An 18,729-nucleotide genomic window follows, 5' to 3' on the forward strand; every position below is an offset into this window, starting at 1 on the left:
ACGCCCCGACCCCTCGTGCCGGCGGTCCGCTCCGCATAGCTCGGGTTCAGCGACATTGCTGCAGCGCCACCCGGCGTCGCTGCGATGCCACAAAGACCAAGCTGCATTCGGAAGACACGTCATGTTCAAGTCGCTTATCACGGACCTCAAGGCCTCCTGGAAGGAGAACGAGTCCGCCCGCCAGCTCGCCGGTCTCACGGATCGCCAGCTCGAGGATGTCGGAGTCGAGCGCTTCGACGCGAAGATCCTCGTGAAGGCGCGCCGCTACCGTTCGCGCGAGCATGTGGCCTTCAGCCAGTCCACCGGTGTGTTCGCTCACCCCACCGCCTGATCACGCGAGACCCGGACCAACGAAGGCGACCGCAGAACGGGCGGTGGCCGCAGAGGGTAATTTCTGAGTAGCCCTTCGCCTGGACCGGCATCCCTTTCTCTGGACGCTGCACTATGGTCGCGCCTGGAAATTGGGGAGCACCTCGCGTGCTCGTCGGCCCAGGGTGAGCAGGCGATGGCGGTTCGGCAGGATGATAGGGCTCGCGCCGTCGAAGGCCTGACGAGGCGGAGACTGCAGGTCACCACCGGGTTCGTCGTTGTGCTGCTCTCCGGCGCGTCGACGCTGGAATCCGCGCAAGGTCCGACCACCATCGTTGTCGAACCGTCCGGGCGGGAACGCGCGTCTTCCGGCGCCGGCCCGTCCGTGTCGACGCTGCAGGCGGCGATCGATCTGGCGGGCCGCCAGCATCGCACCGACCCGCGTCGCGCCATCGTCATCGCCCTCGCACCTGGAATCCATCGGTTCGACCAGCCGGCGCGTTTTCGAGCAGGGCAGGGCGGGACCGCCGAGGCGCCGCTGGTGGTGCGGGGTGCAGCCGATGGGTCGACCCGCATCGTCGGAAGCGTGCGACTCGAGCCGTCTCCCGGTGGCATTCCCCCCGATCTGCTCCGACGCCTTCCGGTCGAGGCGCGGGCACAGGTCCGCGCCTATCGGCTTCCGGCGGCGCTGACGGCGACTGCTCGAATCCAGGAGCCCCGCCTCCTGAAGAGCCGCGATGCGCCGCTGGCGTTCGAGGTCTACGACGCACAGGGGGCCCTGTGGCCGGCCCGCTGGCCGAACCAAGGCTGGGGCAAGGTGGCGTCGGACGCGACAAGCGATCCGCAACAGCCGCGCTTCATCCCCGAGGGTGATCGCGCGGAGCGCTGGCGCGGCGAAACCGACCTCTGGGCGGAGGGCTATTGGCGCTGGAACTGGCTGTTCGAAACGCTGCCCGTGACCATCGTCGAAGCCGGTTCGAAGCGGCTCGTCCTTGGCGAGCGTCCGTTCGACGGGATCGCCGCGGGGGCGCGGTTTCGCATCGTCCACGCCTTGAGCGAACTCGACGAACCCGGCGAATGGTGGCGTGACCCCGGCTGGGGGCTGCTTCTGGTTTGGCCGCGCGATCCTTCCGGTTTCGTGGAAGCCAGTGTTACGGATGGGCTGATCGACGTCGCGGACGCGTCGCATATCCGCTTCGAGTCTCTCAACCTCGAACAGGCGCACGGAACCCTGGTGCGGGTGACCAGAGCCTCGGACGTGGTCGTCTCACGCAGCGTCCTGACGCGGGCCGGCGGCCACGCCCTGGTGGTCGAAGATTCGACCGCGAGCGGGATCGAGCGCAGCGACATCACGCAGATCGGCGCCGGAGGCATCCGGATCACCGGCGGAGATCGCGCGACGCTCACGCCCGGGCGCCTGTTCGTGCGCGATTGCCGCCTGTCCGACTATGCCCGGCTGGCCCGCACCCAAAGCCCCGCCATCGCGGTGGATGGCGTCGGGCAGACCGTCGAGGGCAACTTCATCCACGATACCGACGAATACGCCCTGCATCTGCGCGGCAACGATCACCGCGTCGCCTGGAACGAGATCGCCTACCTTCTATCGGGATCGACCGACAGCGGTGCGATCTATGCCGGGCGGGACTGGACGGCCCGCGGCACCACCATCGAGCATAACTTCCTGCACGATATCCGGGCGGCACCATCTTTCGAGGTCAAGGGCCTCTATCTCGACGACATGGCGAGTGGCTTCGCAATCCGCGCCAACCTGTTTTTACGGGTCGACCAGCCGGTCTTCATCGGCGGCGGCCGCGACAACGCCGTGACAGACAACCTCTTCGTTCGCTCGAGCCCGGCGATCCACATCGATTCACGGGGCCAGACCTGGGCCAAGGACTCGATCGACGATCCGGAATCAGAGCTGCGCGGTGCGCTCGTCGCTGTGCCGACGGGCTCCCCGCTCTGGCGGACGCGCTATCCGAGTCTTGCTCGGATCCTCACCGAGCGTCCCGCTATCGCCCTGCACAATACCATCGTCGCAAACACCTTTTTCGACAGCGAGCCGTTCCGCTACACCGATGGTGCCCGAGCGGAGGATCAGGTGATCGCGCGCAATCTCGGCCCCGAAGGCCTCCGGGTTTCCGTGCCGGACGGGGAGAGCGATCCGGCCGCGTTCGCGACTATGACCGGCGCCGGTAGCTCGGCTGGCTCATGGGCCGATACGGCGCGGATGTGGCGGTCCAAGGTACTCAAGCGGCCTTTTGCGCCTTGAAATCGTTGCTGTTTTTCGGATGAAGATGCGACTTTAGGCGTTTTGGGTCCGATGGGTAATCCGCCGACGAAAATCTTGAATGTCATCATGTAGCGCCAAGAAAATATCGGAATATAAATCGATTTTATTATTTGCTATTAATCGACGTAAATAAAAATTATCCGTGCAAACAATTAAGCCGGCACGCTATGCTTCGAAAATTTCTCGACAAAATCCTTGACGAATGATCCTGCGCGGGTCAGCGAAAGCCCGCGAGGTGGAGCGGAATCTGTCGTCAGCGCGCCTGCCGACAGGGAGACAGCTGTATGCGAATTACAATGGTTGGGTCGGGCTATGTCGGCCTCGTCTCGGGCGCCTGCTTCGCCGATTTCGGGCATCAGGTCGTGTGCGTCGACAACGACGCCGCCAAGATCGCGCTGCTCAATGCCGGGCAGATGCCGATCTATGAGCCGGGTCTCGACGCGCTCGTGGCCGACAACGTGCGCCAGGAGCGGTTGAGCTTCACCACCGCATTCGGTCCCGCCGTGGCGCAGGCCGAAGCGATTTTCATCGCGGTGGGAACACCCTCGCGCCGCGGCGACGGTTTTGCGGACCTGTCGTTCGTCTATGCGGCCGCGCGCGAGATCGCCGCGGCGATGACCGGCTTCACGGTGATCGTGACCAAATCGACCGTTCCGGTGGGCACCGGCGACGAGGTCGAGCGCATCATTCGCGAGGTTCGGCCCGATGCCGAATTTGCGGTCGTCTCGAACCCCGAATTCCTGCGCGAAGGCGCGGCGATTTCCGATTTCAAGCGGCCCGACCGCATCGTCATCGGTGCCGAGGATGCGCGCGCCATCGCGATCATGAACGAGATCTACCGGCCGCTCTACCTCAACCAGGCGCCGATCCTCGTCACCGGCCGGCGTACCGCCGAACTGACGAAATACGCCGCCAACGCCTTCCTCGCCACGAAGATCACCTTCATCAACGAGATCGCGGACCTGTGCGAGCAGGTCGGGGCCAACGTCCAGGAGGTCGCCCGCGGCATCGGGCTCGACAATCGCATCGGCTCGAAATTTCTTCATGCCGGGCCGGGCTATGGTGGCTCCTGCTTTCCCAAGGACACCCTGGCGCTGGTGAAGACGGCGCAGGATGCCGGCACGCCGGTGCGTCTGGTCGAGACCGTGGTGGCGGTCAACGAGCAGAGGAAGCGCGCCATGGCCCGCAAGGTCATCCTCGCCTGCGGCGGCTCCGTGCGCGGCAAGACCATCGCGATCCTCGGCCTGACCTTCAAGCCGAACACCGACGACATGCGCGATGCACCCTCCCTCGCGGTCATCGCCGGCCTGCAGGATGGCGGCGCCCGGATCGTGGCCTACGATCCCGAGGGCATGGAGGCGGCCCGTGCGCTGATGCCCGATATCACCTACGCCACCGACGCCTATGCGTGCGCGAAGGGGGCCGATGCCCTCGTCATCGTCACCGAGTGGAATGCCTTCCGGGCGCTCGACTGGGCGACCCTGCACGACACCATGGCGGCGCGCATCGTGATCGATCTGCGCAACGTCTACCGTGCGGACGATATGAAGCGCCGCGGCTTCGACTACACCAGCATCGGCCAGTCCGACACGCGCCCGTCGAGCATGAGCGTCGACCTCGATCAGTGAGTCCGTTTTCGCAGTGTCGCGCCCGTATCCACCGGGGCCGTCGCCAGAAACGGTCCGGTATGCTTAGCCTAAAGGTTCAAGGCAGGCGCTACAGGATGCGTCGGTCGAGCCGAAGGATGCGGCACGGGTCGCCGGCCTTCGCGGCGGGAGCGTGCGGTGGGCGGATCAGCAGGGCTTCCGCTTGGCCGAGGACCGACAGCATCGAGGAATCCTGGCGGTCTTCCGGGTGTGCCACCGGCACCCTGTCCGGATTGGTATCGAGGCTGGCGCGCAGGTAATCCTGCCGGCCGTCATTGGCCGCCATGGCGCATCCCAGCGTGGCCGGCTCGCTGTGGTCCGCGCCGGCCTGCGGGTCGCCCAGCAACGCCCGGATCGCCGGCACCACGAAGAGCAGGCCGCAGACGATGGAGGAGACCGGGTTGCCCGGTAATCCGATCACCGCCATGGCTCCGAGGCGCCCATGCATCAGCGGCTTGCCCGGCCGCAGCGCCACCCGCCAGAACCCGAGTTCGAGGCCGCGGCCCTGCAGCGCGGATTGCACGAGGTCGTGGTCGCCCACCGAAGCGCCACCCAGGGTGACGAGGAGGTCGGCTCGTTCCGCCACGGCCCGGCCTAAAGCCGCGTCGAGGGCGTCGAGACTGTCGCCGGCGATGCCGAGGTCGATCGGCTCGGCGCCGGCCTCGCGGGCGAGTGCCGCGAGTGCGAGGCTGTTCGAGGCGACGATCTGATCCCAGGCGGCCGTCTCGCCCGGCGCAACCAGTTCGTCGCCGGTGGCGAGGATGGCGACACGGGGGCGGCGGCGTACGCTCACGCGACCGTGGCCACCGGCTGCGGCAAGCGCGATCCGGCGGGCATCCAGCGTCTCGCCAGTGCGAAGCAGAACGTCGCCCTCACGGAAATCGAGCCCGGCGCGGCGAACGAAGCGCCCGGTCGCCACGGGCTCACGCGCGGTCACGACCGCGCCCGCCTGATCGGCGTTCTCCTGGATGAGGATGGCGTCGGCGCCGTCCGGTACCGGTGCACCGGTGAAGATCCGCACGGTCTGGCCCGGCCCGAGCATTCCCGAAAAACCATGGCCGGCGGCGCTGGTGCCGATCAGCGCGAGTTCGGCAGGGCAGGCCGCCACGTCGGCGCTGCGGACGGCATAACCGTCCATGGCAGAGGCCGGGAACGGAGGCTGGGTGCGCAGCGCGGTTAGATCCTGCGCCAGGGTGCGGCCGGCGCCGTCCGCGATCGGCACGATCTCCGCCTCCACCGGCCGCGCGATGCCGGCGAGGATTCGGGCCAGCGCCTCCGCGACCGGGATCAGGCCGCTCATGCGGCATCCTCGGCGCGGTAGGCTCCGGAGCGGCCGCCGTCCTTGGCGAGGAGACGGATCCCTTCGATCCGCATGCCGCGATCGGCGGCCTTCACCATGTCGTAGATGGTCAGGCAGGCCACCGAGACGGCGGTGAGCGCCTCCATCTCGACGCCGGTCTGCCCCGACACCTTCACCTCGGCCGTCACGCGCAGACCCGGAAGCGCGTCGTCCGGCTCGCAATCGACCCGGACCTTGGTGAGCAGCAGCGGGTGGCAGAGTGGGATCAACTCGTGGGTGCGCTTGGCCGCCATGATCCCGGCCAGGCGCGCGGTGCCGATCACGTCGCCCTTCTTGGCATCGCCCTCGCGGATCAGCCGCAGGGTCTCGGGCAGCATCACCACGGTGCCGACGGCCCGTGCCGTGCGGGTGGTGGCGGGCTTGTCCGACACATCGACCATGTTGGCCGCCCCGGCCGCGTCGAGATGGGTGAGTTCGGCCATGGCTCGCTCCCTCAAACCGCATCGCCGAAGAGCAATCGGGCCGTGGCCGCCTTCACGTCCGCCTCCCGCATCAGGCTTTCGCCGACGAGCACGGTGTGCAGGCCGTTCTCCCCGAGGCGGACTACGTCGGCATGACCGGAGATACCGCTCTCGGCCACCGCGATCCTGTCTGCGGGGACGGCCTGGCCGAGCCGAATCGAATTCTCGAATGAGACTTCGAAGGTCTTCAGATCACGGTTGTTGATACCCAGGAGGCGCGTACCCAGCGGGATCGCGCGGGCGAGTTCGGCCGCGTCGTGAACCTCGACCAGAACGTCCATGCCGAGATCGTGTGCCGTCTCGACCAGGGCCACCGCCTCGTCGTCGTCGAGGCAGGCCATGATCACCAGGATGCAATCGGCACCCCAGGCCCGCGCCTCGAACACCTGATACGGTTCGAACAGGAAGTCCTTGCGCAAGACCGGGAGGGCGCAGGCGTCGCGGGCCGCGGTCAGGTATTCGGGCTTGCCTTGGAAGGAGGGCGTGTCGGTGAGAACCGACAGGCAGGTGGCGCCCCCGGCCTCGTAGGCAGCGGCGATGATGGCCGGATCGAAATCGGCGCGGATCAGGCCCTTGGAGGGCGAGGCCTTCTTCACCTCGGCGATCAGGGCGGGGCGACCTTGCGCGATGTGGACCGCGATGGCATCGGCGAAGCCGCGTGGCGGCGCCGCCTTGGCAATGCGCTTCTCCAGCTTGGTCTGGGGCACGCGCAGCTTCGCCTCAGCGATTTCGCGGCGCTTGTAGGTCTCGATGCGCGCCAGAACGTCCTTGCGTTCGGAGGGAGCGGCTGCGCTCGAGGGCTTCGTCTCGGCGGGCTCGGTCATGGCGCAGCCCTCAGGCATTGGAAACGGTGACGAGTGTGGCGAGCGTCGCGCGGGCGGCACCGCTGTCGATCGCGGTGACGGCGCGGGCGACGCCCTCGGACAGGCTGGAGGCCGTGCCCGCCACCACGAGGGCGGCGCCGGCATTCAGCACGGCGATGTCGCGGTAGGCTCCCGCAGCCCCGTCGAGGACGCGGCTCAGGGCCGCCGCATTGTGCTCGGGATCGCCGCCGCGCAGGGCGTCGAGGCTATGAAGCGGGATTCCGACGTCGCGTGGGTCGATAGTGAAGTGCGAGAGCCGCCCGGAATCCAGCGCCACCACGGCGGTGAGGCCGGTGACGGTGATCTCGTCGAGGCCGTCCGAGCCATGCACGGTCCAGACCCGCTCGGTGCCGAGTTCGGCCAGCACCCGGGTGAGCGGCTCGGCCCAGGCCGGTGCCGAGACGCCGAAGAGCTGGAAGCGCACACCGGCCGGATTGGCCAGCGGCCCGAGCATGTTGAAGATCGTCCGCGTCGGCAGCTCAGCCCGCACCGGAGCGACATGGCGCATGGCGGCATGGTGGGTCTGGGCGAACATGAAGCACAGGCCGGCCTGTGCCAGACAACGCTCCAGCCCGGCGGGGTCGAGCCCGATCCGCACGCCGAGCGCGGCGAGCACGTCGGCGGCGCCCGATCGGGAGGTCGCGGCGCGGTTGCCGTGCTTGGCCACCGGCACACCGCAGGCCGCCACCAGGATCGCCGCCAGCGTCGAGACGTTGTAGCTGCCCGAATGATCGCCGCCGGTGCCGACCACGTCGATGGCCCCCACAGGGGCCGCCACCGCCACCATCCGGGCACGCATTGCCTCGACGGCGCCGACGATCTCGTCCGGGGCTTCGCCGCGGACCTTGAGGGCCATCAGGAAGGCGCTTGCCTGGACCGGTGTGACCTCGCCCGACAACAGAGCGTCGAAAGCTCGCCGCGCCTCGGCACGGTCGAGGCTCGCACCGGACGCGACCTTTGCGAGGAGAGGCTTGAAGGTTTCCATGGCTGCTTGGGGCGCGAACGATCCGATAGAGTGGCGCGTCAATGCACGCCGGTTGGCGCCTTGTCACGCGCCGCGTTCCACGCCGCGGCAATGTCGAGGAAGTTGCGCAGGATCTGCGATCCGTGATGCGACAGGATGCTCTCGGGATGAAACTGCACCCCATGCACCGGTAATGTTGCATGCTGCAGTCCCATGATCAGCCCGTCGGCCTCCGCGGTCACCTGAAGCGCCTCGGGACAATTGCCGCGCTCCACCACCAGGGAATGGTAGCGCGTCGCATCGAACGGTCCGTTGAGCCCGCGAAAGATGCCCGACGCCCGGTGATCGATGGTCGAGACCTTGCCGTGCATCGGCGAGGGCGCCCGCACTACATCGCCGCCGAAGGCCTGTCCGATGGCCTGCAACCCCAGGCAGACGCCGAAGATCGGAATCTCGGCCGACAGGTGCTTGACCACGTCGAGGCAGATGCCGGCTTCGTTGGGGGTACAGGGGCCGGGCGATAGCACCACCGCATCGGGGGCCCGCGCACGGATCTCGTCGAGGGTGATGGCGTCGTTGCGCACGACTGAAATCGTCCCGCAGAGCGGTCCGATCAGGTGCACGAGATTCCAGGTGAAGGAATCGTAGTTGTCGATCACGAGGACGTTGGACATCGGTGGCTCATTGCCCTGGATACGGCGGTTTGACGAGACATCGGCAGCCGGTCAACTGCACGCCGTTCATCGCGGCTCACCTGGACGCGGCCGCTACTGCCCGCGTCGCGCCCGGCTCGCGAACACCACCGCGTCTTCCGCGGCGCGGAACAACGCCTTGGCCTTGTTGACGCATTCCTGTTGCTCGGAGGCCGGGTCGGAATCGTAGACGATGCCCGCACCGGCCTGCACGTGCATGCGCCCATCCTTCACGATGGCGGTGCGCAGGACGATGCAGGTGTCCATCTCGCCGCGCGCGCCGAAATAGCCGATGCAGCCGCCATAGGGGCCACGCTTCTCGCGCTCCAGTTCGTCGATGATCTCCATCGCCCGCACCTTGGGGGCGCCCGAAACGGTGCCGGCGGGGAAGCCCGCCGCCAGGGCGCCAAGTGTATCGTGCGCCGGGTCGAGATCGCCCTCGACGTTCGAGACGATGTGCATGACCTGGCTGTAATATTCGAGGAAGAACGACCCCGTCACCGTGACGGTGCCGATCTTCGAGACACGGCCGACATCGTTGCGGCCGAGATCGAGCAGCATCAGATGCTCGGAGCGTTCCTTGGGGTCGGCCAGAAGTTCCTGCGCCAGCGCCTTGTCCTCGGCCGGCGTCGCGCCACGGCGGCGCGTGCCGGCGATGGGCCGGATCGTGACGCGGCCATCGCGCACACGCACCAGGATCTCCGGGCTCGAACACACCACCTGGAACCCCTCGAAATCCAGGTAGCACAGGAACGGCGCCGGGTTGGTGCGCCGGAGCGAGCGGTACAGCGCAAAGGCCGGCAGGGAGAACGGAGCCTCGAAGCGCTGCGAGAGCACCACTTGGAAGACATCGCCGGCGACGATGTATTCCTTGGCCCGCGCCACCATGCCGAGATAGGCCTCCGGGGTGGTGTTCGAGACCGGCTCCGGATGGGCGATCTCGCGCGGGTCGATACGGGCTTCGATCGGCAATGGGCCGTCGAGCGCTTCGGCCACGCGCTCCAGGCTAGCCAGCACCGCCTCGTAGGCAGCCCTTGCGCCGATCCTTGGGGAGGGGCGCACTTGCCCGACTACCGTGATCACATCGCGCACCGAATCGAACACCACCATGACGCGCGGGCGGATCAGGATCGCATCCGGCACCCCGAGCGGATCGGGGTTCGGCACCCCGAGGTCTTCCATGGCGCGGACCATGTCGTAGCCGAGATAGCCGAACAGGCCGGCCGCCATCGGCGGCAGCGCATCCGCCTCGGTCTCGGCGCCGATGGCGCTCTCGGCGATGAGCGCGCGCAGGCTCGCGAGGGGCGGGAACTCGTCCGGCTGGAACTGCGTCAGGTCCGGGCCGCGGGCGATCTCGGCCGCTCCGTCGCGGCAGCGCCAGACCAGATCGGGGTCGAGCCCGATCATCGAGTAGCGGCCGCGGACGACGCCACCCTCCACCGATTCGAGCAGGAAGGCCGGCCCGGCATGGACCGCCCGCAACTTCAGGAAGGCCGCGACCGGCGTTTCCAGGTCGGCCACCAGGGTGAGGTTGATCAGGGTCGCCCGACCCGCCTCGTAGGCGTCGCGGAACGCCGCGTACTCGGTCTCGTGCGCCATTCCCGCCTAGTACTCGCCGCCGATGGCCCGGCGGAAGGCCGTCTGGTTGACGGTGATGCCCACCGACTTCTGCACGTCGGCGATGTACTGGCTGAGCAGGTCGTCGGCGAGGGTCGCCTGGAACCGCTTGGCGATGGCTTCGTCGGACGGCGTGCCGGGCACGTAGGCCGGCATCGTCGCTTCCGTCACCTTGAACACGGCACGCGACTCGCCCGTCTCCGCGGAGGCGGACTTGCCGACCAGCGTCGCGAAGATGCGGTTGACGATCTCCGCCGTCAGGTCGCCCTGGGGCTGGTTGCGAGCGATGTCGGACAGGGTCTGGACCGTGAGCCCGGCCTCGGCGGCCACGGCGTCGACCGCCTCGCCCTTGTCGAGCTTGGCCGTCAGCTCCTTGGACTTGGCGATGAGGCGTTTGCCCGTCTCGGCAGCGCGCCACCGCACAGTGACATCCGCCCGCACCTCGTCGAGAGGCTTGTCATGGGCGCGGTCGATATTGCTGAGATCGTACCAGATGTAGCCGCCGGACTTGGTCCGCAGGGGCTCGTTGTCGCCGCCGATATCCGAGCGGAACAGAGCGGCCACCGTGGTGTCGCGGTCGGGGATGCTCTCGACGGCCTTGCCGGCGGCGTCGAGGCCCTGCGCATTCACGGCGGGTATCGCCACCAGCGGGAGGTTGCGATCCTTGGCGATGTCGGCCAGCGGCTTGGTGTTGGCGCGCTGGTCCTCGATGGCATCGTGGGCGGCCTCGATGCCGCTGCTGGCGCGCTCGAGCGCGATGGTCTTGCCGATTTCGGCCGAGACCTCGGCGAGCGGCTTCACCGTCTCCGGCTCGATGGCAGTGACGCGCAAGAGCACAGTGCCGAAGCGGCCCTTGACCGGCGCGCTGATCGCGTCCTTCGCCAGCGCGAACGCGGCGTCGGCCACTGCCGGATCGAACAATTCGGCCTTGGTCAGGGTGCCGAGCGACAAGTTCTTGGGGTCGCCGCCGACCTCGGCCGCCACCGCCTCGAACGGCTTCTCGCCGGATTCGATGGTCTTTCGCGCGGCTTCGGCGGCAGCCGCATCCGGGAATACGATCTGCTGGATCGTCCGGCGCTCGGGCGAACCGTACTTCGCCTTCTCCAGACCATAGCGCTTGGCGATGTCGTCCTCGCTCACGGTTTCGGACTTCGCGATGGTTTGCGGGTCGAGCACCAGAAGGTTGGCCGCGCGGAACTCGGGCGCGCGGAACGCCGATTTGTTCTCTTCATAGAAGGCCTTCAGCTCGTCCTCGGTGGGCGCGGGAATCTCCCCGGCGACGGAGGGCGGCAGCATCATCAGCGCCACGGCGCGCCGCTCGGTGGTGTAGCGATGCACCGCCTCGCGCAGGGCCTGGGGTACGTGCAGGTCGGCGGCCACGGCTTCGGCGAGCTGGAGGCGGGCGGCCACGGCGCGCTGCTCGCGCACGAAGGCCGCCTCGTTGAGGCCGGCCCGCTGCAGGGTCTGGTAGAACAGCGCCGGATCGAAGCGGCCATCGGCGCTTTGGAAGCTCTTCTCCTCCTGGATCGCGCGCAGCACGGCGGCGTCCGGAATGCTCAGGCCGAGCGCAGCGGTCTGCTGGTCGAGGGAGGCCTCGCTGACGAGCTGCGCCAGCACCTGACGGTCGAGCCCGAGCCCGCGCGCTTGATCCGGCGTCAGGGTACGACGGGTCTGGGTCTGGTAGCGCTGGAGCTGATTCTGGTAGGCGGTACGGACCGATTCCGCCGAGATCTGGGCCTTGCCGACAGTGGCCACCGTCGAGGTCGAGCCCGCCCGGAAGAATTCCTCCACACCGAAGATCGCCACACCGGCGATGAGGAAGACGAAGACCACGCTGAGGATGATCTTGCCGAGCCAATGCTGGCTGGCCTTGCGCATGTTCTGCAGCATCGGAACGTCCGGTTGTCCGTCGTGTGAAGCGCGGTCGCTGAAGCGGCGCACCCGTCATCGTTTCATAAGGGCTGCCCGCGATAGACCATCCGCGCGCGCTCGCAAAGACCGCCACGGACGGCCGTTTCGCGGTTTGCGCCACCTCAGCCGCTCTGTTAGGGCCGGACCCGCAGGTGAAGGAGCGGCGGATTGAGCGGGGATCGCATGACGATGGCGGGTCGACGGCCTCTGGTTGCCGGCAACTGGAAGATGAACGGGCTGCGCGGCGCGATCGCCATGGTCGAGGCCTTGCGCAACGGTCTGTCGACCGATCTGCTCGACCGGGTCGACGTGCTGGTCTGTCCGCCCTCGACGCTGATCTCGTCCTGCGTTGCCGCCGTCTATGGATCGCGCATCGCCATCGGTGGCCAGAACCTCCACGCCAAGCCCAACGGCGCCTTCACCGGAAGCATCTCGGCCGAGATGCTCGCCGACCTCGGCGCCAAATACGTCATCGTCGGCCATTCCGAGCGACGTGCCTACCACCACGAGACCGATGACGGCGTGCATGCCAAGGCGCTCGGTGCGCGTCGCGCCGGCCTCTGCGGCATCATCTGTGTCGGTGAGACCAAGGAAGAGCGAGAGGAGGGCCGTACCCTCGACATCGTGCGCGCTCAGCTCGCCATCGGCGTGCCCAAGGGCGCGACCGGTGCCGACACGGTCATCGCCTACGAGCCGGTCTGGGCGATCGGCACCGGCCTGACCCCGACGCCGGCCGACATCGCCGAAGTCCACGCCTCGCTGCGCGAGATGTTGGGCCAACTCATCGGTGCCGAGGCGCAGAACGTGCGCATCCTCTATGGCGGCTCGGTGAAGCCCGGCAACGCCCGCGAGCTGATGGCGGTGGAGAACGTCGACGGCGCCCTGGTCGGCGGCGCGAGTCTCGTCGCCGAGGACTTTCTGGGCATCATCAACGCCTACGCGCGTTAAACTCTGAACCAGCCGTGTTGGCGTTCCGTGCCGTTCTGGTGTAACAGCCCGGCCGATATGCGGCAGGCGCCAACGCGGCGCCGCTCCTGGATATCCGATGCAGACCGTCCTGATCTCGATCCATCTCATTGTCGTCCTCGGCCTGATCGCCGTGGTGCTGCTTCAGCGTTCCGAGGGTGGCCTCGGTCTCGGCGGCGGAGGCGGTGGCGGTGTCGCCGGCTTCATGACCGGTCGCGGTCAGGCCAATGCCCTGACGCGGGCCACCGCGATCCTCGCCGCCTTGTTCTTCACCACCAGCATGACCCTCGCGATCCTGTCGCATCGGGGTGCGGCGCCGCGCTCGATCCTCGATGGCACCGGGACTGCGCAGCCGGCGACCCAGCCGAATGCTGGGAACCTGCTCGACACCCTGCGTCAGAACCAGGGCGGCACGCAGACCGCACCGGCCCCCGCCGCGCCGGCGGCCCCCGAGGTTCCCCAGGCTCCGCAATCGCGCTGAGCGCAATCCTCCCGCTTTCGGCGAGAGGGTTGCCCGAGGTCGTAGCCTCACGTCGTTGAGATGAATTCGCCGCTCCCGCGATGGGGGCGGTATCGCCCGATGGTGGTCGGGTGACGATCCGAATCGAAGCCGACCTGAGACGACACCACCTCGCGCATGCCCTGGCAGCGCGGGGGACAAGCGTTTTTGTGGTTTGGCGAATCGTCCACCTTTGTTTATGGACCGAGGCCCATGACGCGGTACGTTTTCATCACCGGCGGCGTGGTTTCCTCGCTCGGCAAAGGTCTCGCCTCGGCTGCGCTCGCAGCCCTGCTCCAGGCGCGCGGCCACACGGTCCGCCTGCGCAAGCTCGACCCCTACCTCAACGTCGATCCGGGCACGATGAGCCCGACCCAGCACGGTGAGGTGTTCGTCACCGACGACGGCGCCGAGACGGACCTCGATCTCGGCCATTACGAGCGCTTCACCGGCTTGCCGGCGACGCGGGCCGACAACATCACCACTGGCCGGATCTACCTCGACATCATCACCAAGGAGCGGCGCGGGGACTATCTCGGCGCAACGATCCAGGTGATCCCGCACGTGACCAACGCCATCAAGGCGTTCGTGCTGGAGGGCAACGAGGCGTTCGACTTCGTGCTCGTCGAGATCGGCGGCACGGTGGGCGACATCGAGGGCCTGCCGTTCTTCGAGGCGATCCGACAGCTCGGTCAGGAATTGCCGCGCGGCGCCACCGCCTTCGTGCACCTCACATTGCTGCCCTACATCCCCTCGGCCGGCGAGTTGAAGACCAAGCCGACGCAGCACTCGGTGAAGGAGCTGCGCTCCATCGGCATCCAGCCCGACATGCTGCTGTGCCGCTGCGACCGGCCGATCCCCGGCGATGAGCGGCGTAAGCTCGCCCTGTTCTGCAACGTCCGCGAGACCGCGGTGATCGAGGCCCGCGACGTCGCCTCGATCTACGACGTTCCGCTGTCGTATCGCGAGGCCGGGCTCGACCGGGAAGTGCTGGCGCATTTCGGAATCGAGTCGGAAGGCGAGCCGGACCTGTCGCGCTGGCACACGATCTCCGAGCGGGTGCGCAACCCCGAAGGCGAGGTCTCCATCGCCATCGTCGGCAAGTACACGGGGCTGAAGGACGCCTACAAGTCGCTCACCGAGGCGCTGACCCATGGCGGCATCGCCCATCGGGTGAAGGTCAACCTCGACTGGATCGAGGCCGAGGTATTCGAGCGCGAGGATCCCGCGCCGTTCCTCGAAGGCATCAACGGCATCCTCGTCCCCGGCGGCTTCGGCCAGCGCGGCGCCGAGGGCAAGATCCGCGCGGCCCGCTACGCCCGCGAGCGGAAAATCCCGTATTTCGGCATCTGCTTCGGCATGCAGATGGCGGTCATCGAGGCGGCCCGCTCCCTGGCCGGAATCCCACAAGCGAATTCCTCGGAATTCGGCGAGACCGCGGAGCCCGTGGTCGGCCTCCTCACCGAATGGCTTAAGGGCAACGAGCTCGAGCGGCGTGCGGCCGAGGGGGATCTCGGCGGCACCATGCGGCTCGGCGCGTACAAGGCCAGCCTGCGCCCCGACTCGAAGATCGCCGAAATCTACGGCACCACCGAGATCTCCGAGCGCCATCGCCATCGCTACGAGGTCAACATGGCCTATCGCGAGTGCCTGGAGGCCAAGGGCCTGCGCTTCTCCGGCCTGTCGCCGGACGGCCTCCTGCCCGAGACGGTGGAGCATATCGGCCACCCGTGGTTCATCGGCGTGCAGTTCCATCCCGAGCTGAAGTCACGCCCGTTCGAGCCGCACCCGCTGTTCCGGAGCTTCGTCGGCGCGGCGATCGTGCAAAGCCGGCTGGTCTGAGGCGGAGCGGCGGATGACGTCGATCTCGGGGCTGCCGGCCTTCCTCGCCTACGGCGCCGTGGCGTCGGGGCTCGTCGCGCTGTACCTCGTGGTCTACCTGACCGCGACGGCGCATCGCGAGATCGCGCTGATCCGACAGAACAACGCCGCCGCTGCGCTCGCTCTCGGGGGTAGCCTCGTCGGCTATACGCTGCCGCTGGCAGTGGCCATCTACAACGCGCAATCGATACTAGACTGCATCGTTTGGGGGCTCCTTGCCATCGTGGTTCAGGGGCTGGTCTACTTCGTCGTGCGTTTGGCGCTACCCGACCTCTCGCAACGGATCGCGGCCGGCGAAATGGCCGCGGCGATTCTGCTCGCGGCGGCGTCGCTGGCCGGCGGCATCGTCGATGCAGCGTCGATGACGTACTGAACCGACCGGTCTGATCGGATTTCGGCGGACGACCGCTTCTCAATCGCCAAGGTCGTTCCCAATTTTATGTGGATCGGCGCCAGGCCGGGGAATGGGGGCGGGCCGCATCAGGCGGTCCGGCAAAAGATGTCATCGCAGGCCGAGAAGGCCCCGAATCCGGCGCCCCGGGGGTCCAAGCGCTCCGAGACGGTCACCCTGGTGCTTCTGGCCGGCGCAGGTGCGGCGGCCTGGGGCTTCGCGCGGATCGACCCCTCGCAGCGCGAGGAGGATGTGCTGGTCTATAATGGCCCCGAGGCCTGCATCTCCGCGGCGATCCGCACCTCCGAGGATTGTCGTCGCGACTACGCCACCGTGCGCCTCGCCTACCCGAATGCGGCGCCGCGCTACGCAACGGCAAGCGACTGCGAGTCCCATCACGGACCGGGGCATTGCGTGACCGGCGATAGTGTCGGGGCGAGCGCCACCGGTCGCTTCGTGCCGGTCCTGGCCGGTTACATCATCGGCAGAACCGAAGAACAGGATCTCGATCCGCAGCCGATCTACGATCATCGCCCGAGCGAGGCTGGCCCGGGTTACGTCGGCTCAGGCTCCGGCGGCTACTGCACGAGTTGGGGCGGGCGGGTCAGCACTACGAGTGGCGGTAGCAGTTCGTTTGCCCGTGTCGCGTCGTCCGCCGTGCGACCGGCCTCGTTCGGCGGCTTTGGCGCGACGGGGCGCGGATTTTCATCGCATGGCGGGTCCGCGCACGGGAGCGGCGGCTGATGCGCCGGGTCGCGATCGGAGAACGGTCGGATTGGCGGGCGACGGCATCTGCGAACGGCTTCACCTTCCATACTCTCGAAGGCGATCCCTATTGGGACGAGTCGCACGCCTACGCCTTCACCCTCGCCGAGATCGAACAGGATATCGAGGCGCCGAGCGCGGAGCTGCACGCCCTCTGCCTCGACTTCGTCGGACGTGCCGTGGAGGACGAGCGCATCCTGGCCTCCCTCACGATCCCCGAATCGGCCTGGGACGTCGTGCGCTCCAGCTGGCGCCGGCGCGACCCGTCCCTCTATGGGCGCCTCGACTTCTCCTATGGCGGGGAGGGGCCGGCCAAGCTGCTCGAATACAATGCCGATACGCCCACCGCCCTTTACGAGACCGGCGTGTTTCAGTGGATCTGGTTCGAGGAAATGCTCGCCGCAGGGCGGCTGGCCCGAGGGTGCGATCAGTTCAACGCCGTCCACGAGCAGCTGGTCGCACGCCTGAGGGACATGCCGGGCGACGGCACCCTGGCGCTGACGTCCTACGCCGATGCGCCGGAGGATCGTGGCACCGTCGCCTATCTGGAGGATTGCGCGCGGCAAGCCGGGCTCGCCACCCGATTTCTCGATCTGGCCGATATCGGCCTCGACGGAGACGGGCGGTTCGTCGACCGCATGCGGGCGCCGATCTCGCGCCTGTTCAAGCTGTATCCCTGGGAATGGGCGTTCGCCGATGCATTCGGAAGGGCACTGGCGACGGCGCCAACCCGGTTCATCGAGCCGCCTTGGAAGGCGATCCTGTCGAACAAGGGGCTGTTGCCGTATCTGTTCGCGATGGCGCCGAACCACCCGAATCTCCTCCCGGCCTATTTCGAGGGCGATCCGGGCAAGGCCGCCCTCGGGACCGCCTTCGTGAAGAAGCCGCTGTTGTCACGCGAGGGGGCCAATATCCTCATCGTACAGGACGGTGCCGTCCTGGCGCACGATCATGGTCCCTATGGCGGAGAGGGCCATATCCGGCAGGCGCTGGCGCCGTTGCCGAGCTTCGGCGGTCGCCGCCCATTGGTCGGATCGTGGATCGTCGGCGATACCCCCGCCGGCCTCTGCATCCGCGAGAGTGCCGGACCGATCACGACGAACGCCGCGCTCTTCGTGCCGCATTACATCGAGGCCGAGGGGTAGCGTCGCCCGTCCGATCAATTAGGCGGCGAGCTTCACCGTTTCGAGGGTCTCGACGGCGGGCGCCGCCACGACCACCCGCGCTCCGAACAGGAGCTGGTGGAGCGACGCCGGGGAGTGGCTGCGGCCGTTGGCGTCGACGATCTGCACGTCGGACATCCCGGCCGTGAGCAGCGACAGGCTCTGATCGAGGGCCCCCAGCATCGAGCCGTGGTGGAACGAGAACTGACGTGCGGAAACGCGCGCGCGGACGGTGAAGCTCACGGGGTTCGATCCTGATGTTGCTGCAGCCGGCCGGTCGAGCCGGTCGCGCGCACAGCGTCTGTGATTGAAAGAGACGGTCGAGGAGGTGCCCGGCGGCCGGGCGTCGGCCTGTTGGCCGGTTGTGTCTCGTGGGCAATAATGGCCGTTGGTTGACGAAGTCTTAGCCGAATTGCGCCCTCGGTAGGATGGCCGACCGGGTGCGACAGCCATGTCACGCTGGCAAACGCCGCGTTTGCGCTTACCATGCGCGGCGTGACCGAAATCCTATTCTACCACCTTCAGCAGCAGCCCCTCGAGAGCGTCCTGCCGAACCTCGTCGAGCGGTCGCTCGCGCGGCAATGGCGGGCGGCGGTGCAGGCGTCCAGCGAGGAACGCCTGCAGGCCCTCGACGACCAGCTCTGGACCTACAGCGACGACAGCTTCCTGCCGCACGGTACCGACCGCGACGCCGATGCGGCGAGTCAACCGGTGGTGCTGACCCTGCGCGAGACCAACCCGAATGCGGCCTCCATCCGCTTCCTGGTGGAGGGTGCAGCCCTCCCGGCCGATGCGGCCGACTACGCCCGCATCTGCGTGCTGTTCGACGGGACCGATCAGGATGCCCTTCTGCGCGCCCGCGAGCAGTGGAAGGAGGCCAAGGCCGCCGGCCATACCATCGCCTATTGGCAGCAGGACGACGACGGCCGCTGGCAAAAGAAGGCGTGA

General features: G+C 67.7%; 18 protein-coding genes. 10 read left to right on the forward strand and 8 right to left on the reverse strand.

The features are described 5' to 3' along the window. Positions 1 to 121: 121 nt before the first annotated feature. The 3 genes from G3T14_RS17420 (at position 122) to G3T14_RS17430 (ending at position 4,230) form a co-directional block, all read left to right on the forward strand. Positions 122 to 331 (forward strand): DUF1127 domain-containing protein, encoded by a 210-nt coding sequence (locus tag G3T14_RS17420; protein WP_163643803.1) that lies wholly within the window; start codon positions 122 to 124, stop codon positions 329 to 331. A gap of 174 nt (positions 332 to 505) precedes the next feature. Further along, positions 506 to 2,581 carry a right-handed parallel beta-helix repeat-containing protein gene (locus tag G3T14_RS17425; protein ID WP_163643804.1) on the forward strand — a complete coding sequence of 692 codons (2,076 nt, stop codon included), beginning with the start codon at positions 506 to 508 and terminating at the stop codon, positions 2,579 to 2,581. Between the two features lie 305 nt (positions 2,582 to 2,886). Beyond that, on the forward strand, positions 2,887 to 4,230 hold the full coding sequence (locus G3T14_RS17430; RefSeq protein ID WP_163643805.1) for a UDP-glucose/GDP-mannose dehydrogenase family protein: 1,344 nt from the start codon (positions 2,887 to 2,889) through the stop codon (positions 4,228 to 4,230). A gap of 88 nt (positions 4,231 to 4,318) precedes the next feature. Here G3T14_RS17430 and glp read toward each other — a convergent pair whose 3' ends face one another. The 7 genes from glp to G3T14_RS17465 form a co-directional block, all read right to left on the reverse strand. Continuing rightward, positions 4,319 to 5,548 (reverse strand): gephyrin-like molybdotransferase Glp, encoded by a 1,230-nt coding sequence (gene glp, locus G3T14_RS17435; RefSeq protein ID WP_163643806.1) that lies wholly within the window; start codon positions 5,546 to 5,548, stop codon positions 4,319 to 4,321. After that, positions 5,545 to 6,030, reverse strand: a complete 486-nt coding sequence (gene moaC, locus G3T14_RS17440) for a cyclic pyranopterin monophosphate synthase MoaC (RefSeq protein WP_163643807.1) — start codon at positions 6,028 to 6,030, stop codon at positions 5,545 to 5,547. Before moaC ends, glp begins: the two co-directional genes overlap by 4 nt. Before the next feature lie 11 nt (positions 6,031 to 6,041). Next, the gene (trpC, locus tag G3T14_RS17445; RefSeq protein ID WP_163643808.1) at positions 6,042 to 6,893 is read right to left on the reverse strand and encodes an indole-3-glycerol phosphate synthase TrpC; all 852 of its coding nucleotides are present in this window, start codon (positions 6,891 to 6,893) and stop codon (positions 6,042 to 6,044) included. Between the two features lie 10 nt (positions 6,894 to 6,903). Further along, a complete protein-coding gene (trpD, locus tag G3T14_RS17450) occupies positions 6,904 to 7,917 on the reverse strand; it encodes an anthranilate phosphoribosyltransferase (RefSeq protein ID WP_163643809.1) in 1,014 nt (337 codons plus the stop codon). A gap of 38 nt (positions 7,918 to 7,955) precedes the next feature. Further along, entirely contained in the window at positions 7,956 to 8,570 is a 615-nt protein-coding gene (locus tag G3T14_RS17455) for an aminodeoxychorismate/anthranilate synthase component II (RefSeq protein ID WP_163643810.1), read from the reverse strand. 93 nt (positions 8,571 to 8,663) lie between these two features. Then, positions 8,664 to 10,187: an anthranilate synthase component I gene (gene trpE / locus G3T14_RS17460; protein ID WP_163643811.1), complete on the reverse strand. Its 1,524-nt coding sequence runs from the start codon at positions 10,185 to 10,187 to the stop codon at positions 8,664 to 8,666. 6 nt (positions 10,188 to 10,193) lie between these two features. Then, positions 10,194 to 12,095: a peptidylprolyl isomerase gene (locus tag G3T14_RS17465; RefSeq protein ID WP_163643812.1), complete on the reverse strand. Its 1,902-nt coding sequence runs from the start codon at positions 12,093 to 12,095 to the stop codon at positions 10,194 to 10,196. Between the two features lie 204 nt (positions 12,096 to 12,299). Here G3T14_RS17465 and tpiA point away from each other — a divergent pair, with 204 nt between their 5' ends. The 6 genes from tpiA to G3T14_RS17495 all read left to right on the forward strand — a co-directional run bounded on the left by tpiA (position 12,300) and on the right by G3T14_RS17495 (position 17,763). Then, positions 12,300 to 13,064, forward strand: a complete 765-nt coding sequence (gene tpiA, locus G3T14_RS17470) for a triose-phosphate isomerase (RefSeq protein WP_163643833.1) — start codon at positions 12,300 to 12,302, stop codon at positions 13,062 to 13,064. A gap of 97 nt (positions 13,065 to 13,161) precedes the next feature. After that, entirely contained in the window at positions 13,162 to 13,563 is a 402-nt protein-coding gene (gene secG, locus G3T14_RS17475) for a preprotein translocase subunit SecG (protein WP_163643813.1), read from the forward strand. A 231-nt stretch (positions 13,564 to 13,794) separates the two neighbouring features. Next, positions 13,795 to 15,423 carry a CTP synthase gene (locus G3T14_RS17480; protein WP_163643814.1) on the forward strand — a complete coding sequence of 543 codons (1,629 nt, stop codon included), beginning with the start codon at positions 13,795 to 13,797 and terminating at the stop codon, positions 15,421 to 15,423. A 13-nt stretch (positions 15,424 to 15,436) separates the two neighbouring features. Next, positions 15,437 to 15,835 carry a DUF350 domain-containing protein gene (locus G3T14_RS17485; RefSeq protein ID WP_163643815.1) on the forward strand — a complete coding sequence of 133 codons (399 nt, stop codon included), beginning with the start codon at positions 15,437 to 15,439 and terminating at the stop codon, positions 15,833 to 15,835. A gap of 126 nt (positions 15,836 to 15,961) precedes the next feature. Next, complete coding sequence (locus G3T14_RS17490; protein WP_163643816.1) at positions 15,962 to 16,597, forward strand: DUF1190 domain-containing protein; 636 nt, start codon at positions 15,962 to 15,964, stop codon at positions 16,595 to 16,597. Continuing rightward, positions 16,597 to 17,763, forward strand: coding sequence for a glutathionylspermidine synthase family protein (locus G3T14_RS17495; protein WP_163643817.1), 1,167 nt, complete (start codon positions 16,597 to 16,599; stop codon positions 17,761 to 17,763). The genes G3T14_RS17490 and G3T14_RS17495 overlap by 1 nt, the downstream gene beginning before the upstream one ends. A gap of 18 nt (positions 17,764 to 17,781) precedes the next feature. Here G3T14_RS17495 and G3T14_RS17500 read toward each other — a convergent pair whose 3' ends face one another. Then, a complete protein-coding gene (locus G3T14_RS17500; protein WP_163643818.1) occupies positions 17,782 to 18,024 on the reverse strand; it encodes a hypothetical protein in 243 nt (80 codons plus the stop codon). 252 nt (positions 18,025 to 18,276) lie between these two features. Here G3T14_RS17500 and G3T14_RS17505 point away from each other — a divergent pair, with 252 nt between their 5' ends. Further along, complete coding sequence (locus G3T14_RS17505; RefSeq protein ID WP_163643834.1) at positions 18,277 to 18,729, forward strand: DNA polymerase III subunit chi; 453 nt, start codon at positions 18,277 to 18,279, stop codon at positions 18,727 to 18,729.

Origin of the sequence: Methylobacterium sp. BTF04 (genome assembly GCF_010692745.1) — a bacterium.
Lineage (GTDB): Bacteria > Pseudomonadota > Alphaproteobacteria > Rhizobiales > Beijerinckiaceae > Methylobacterium.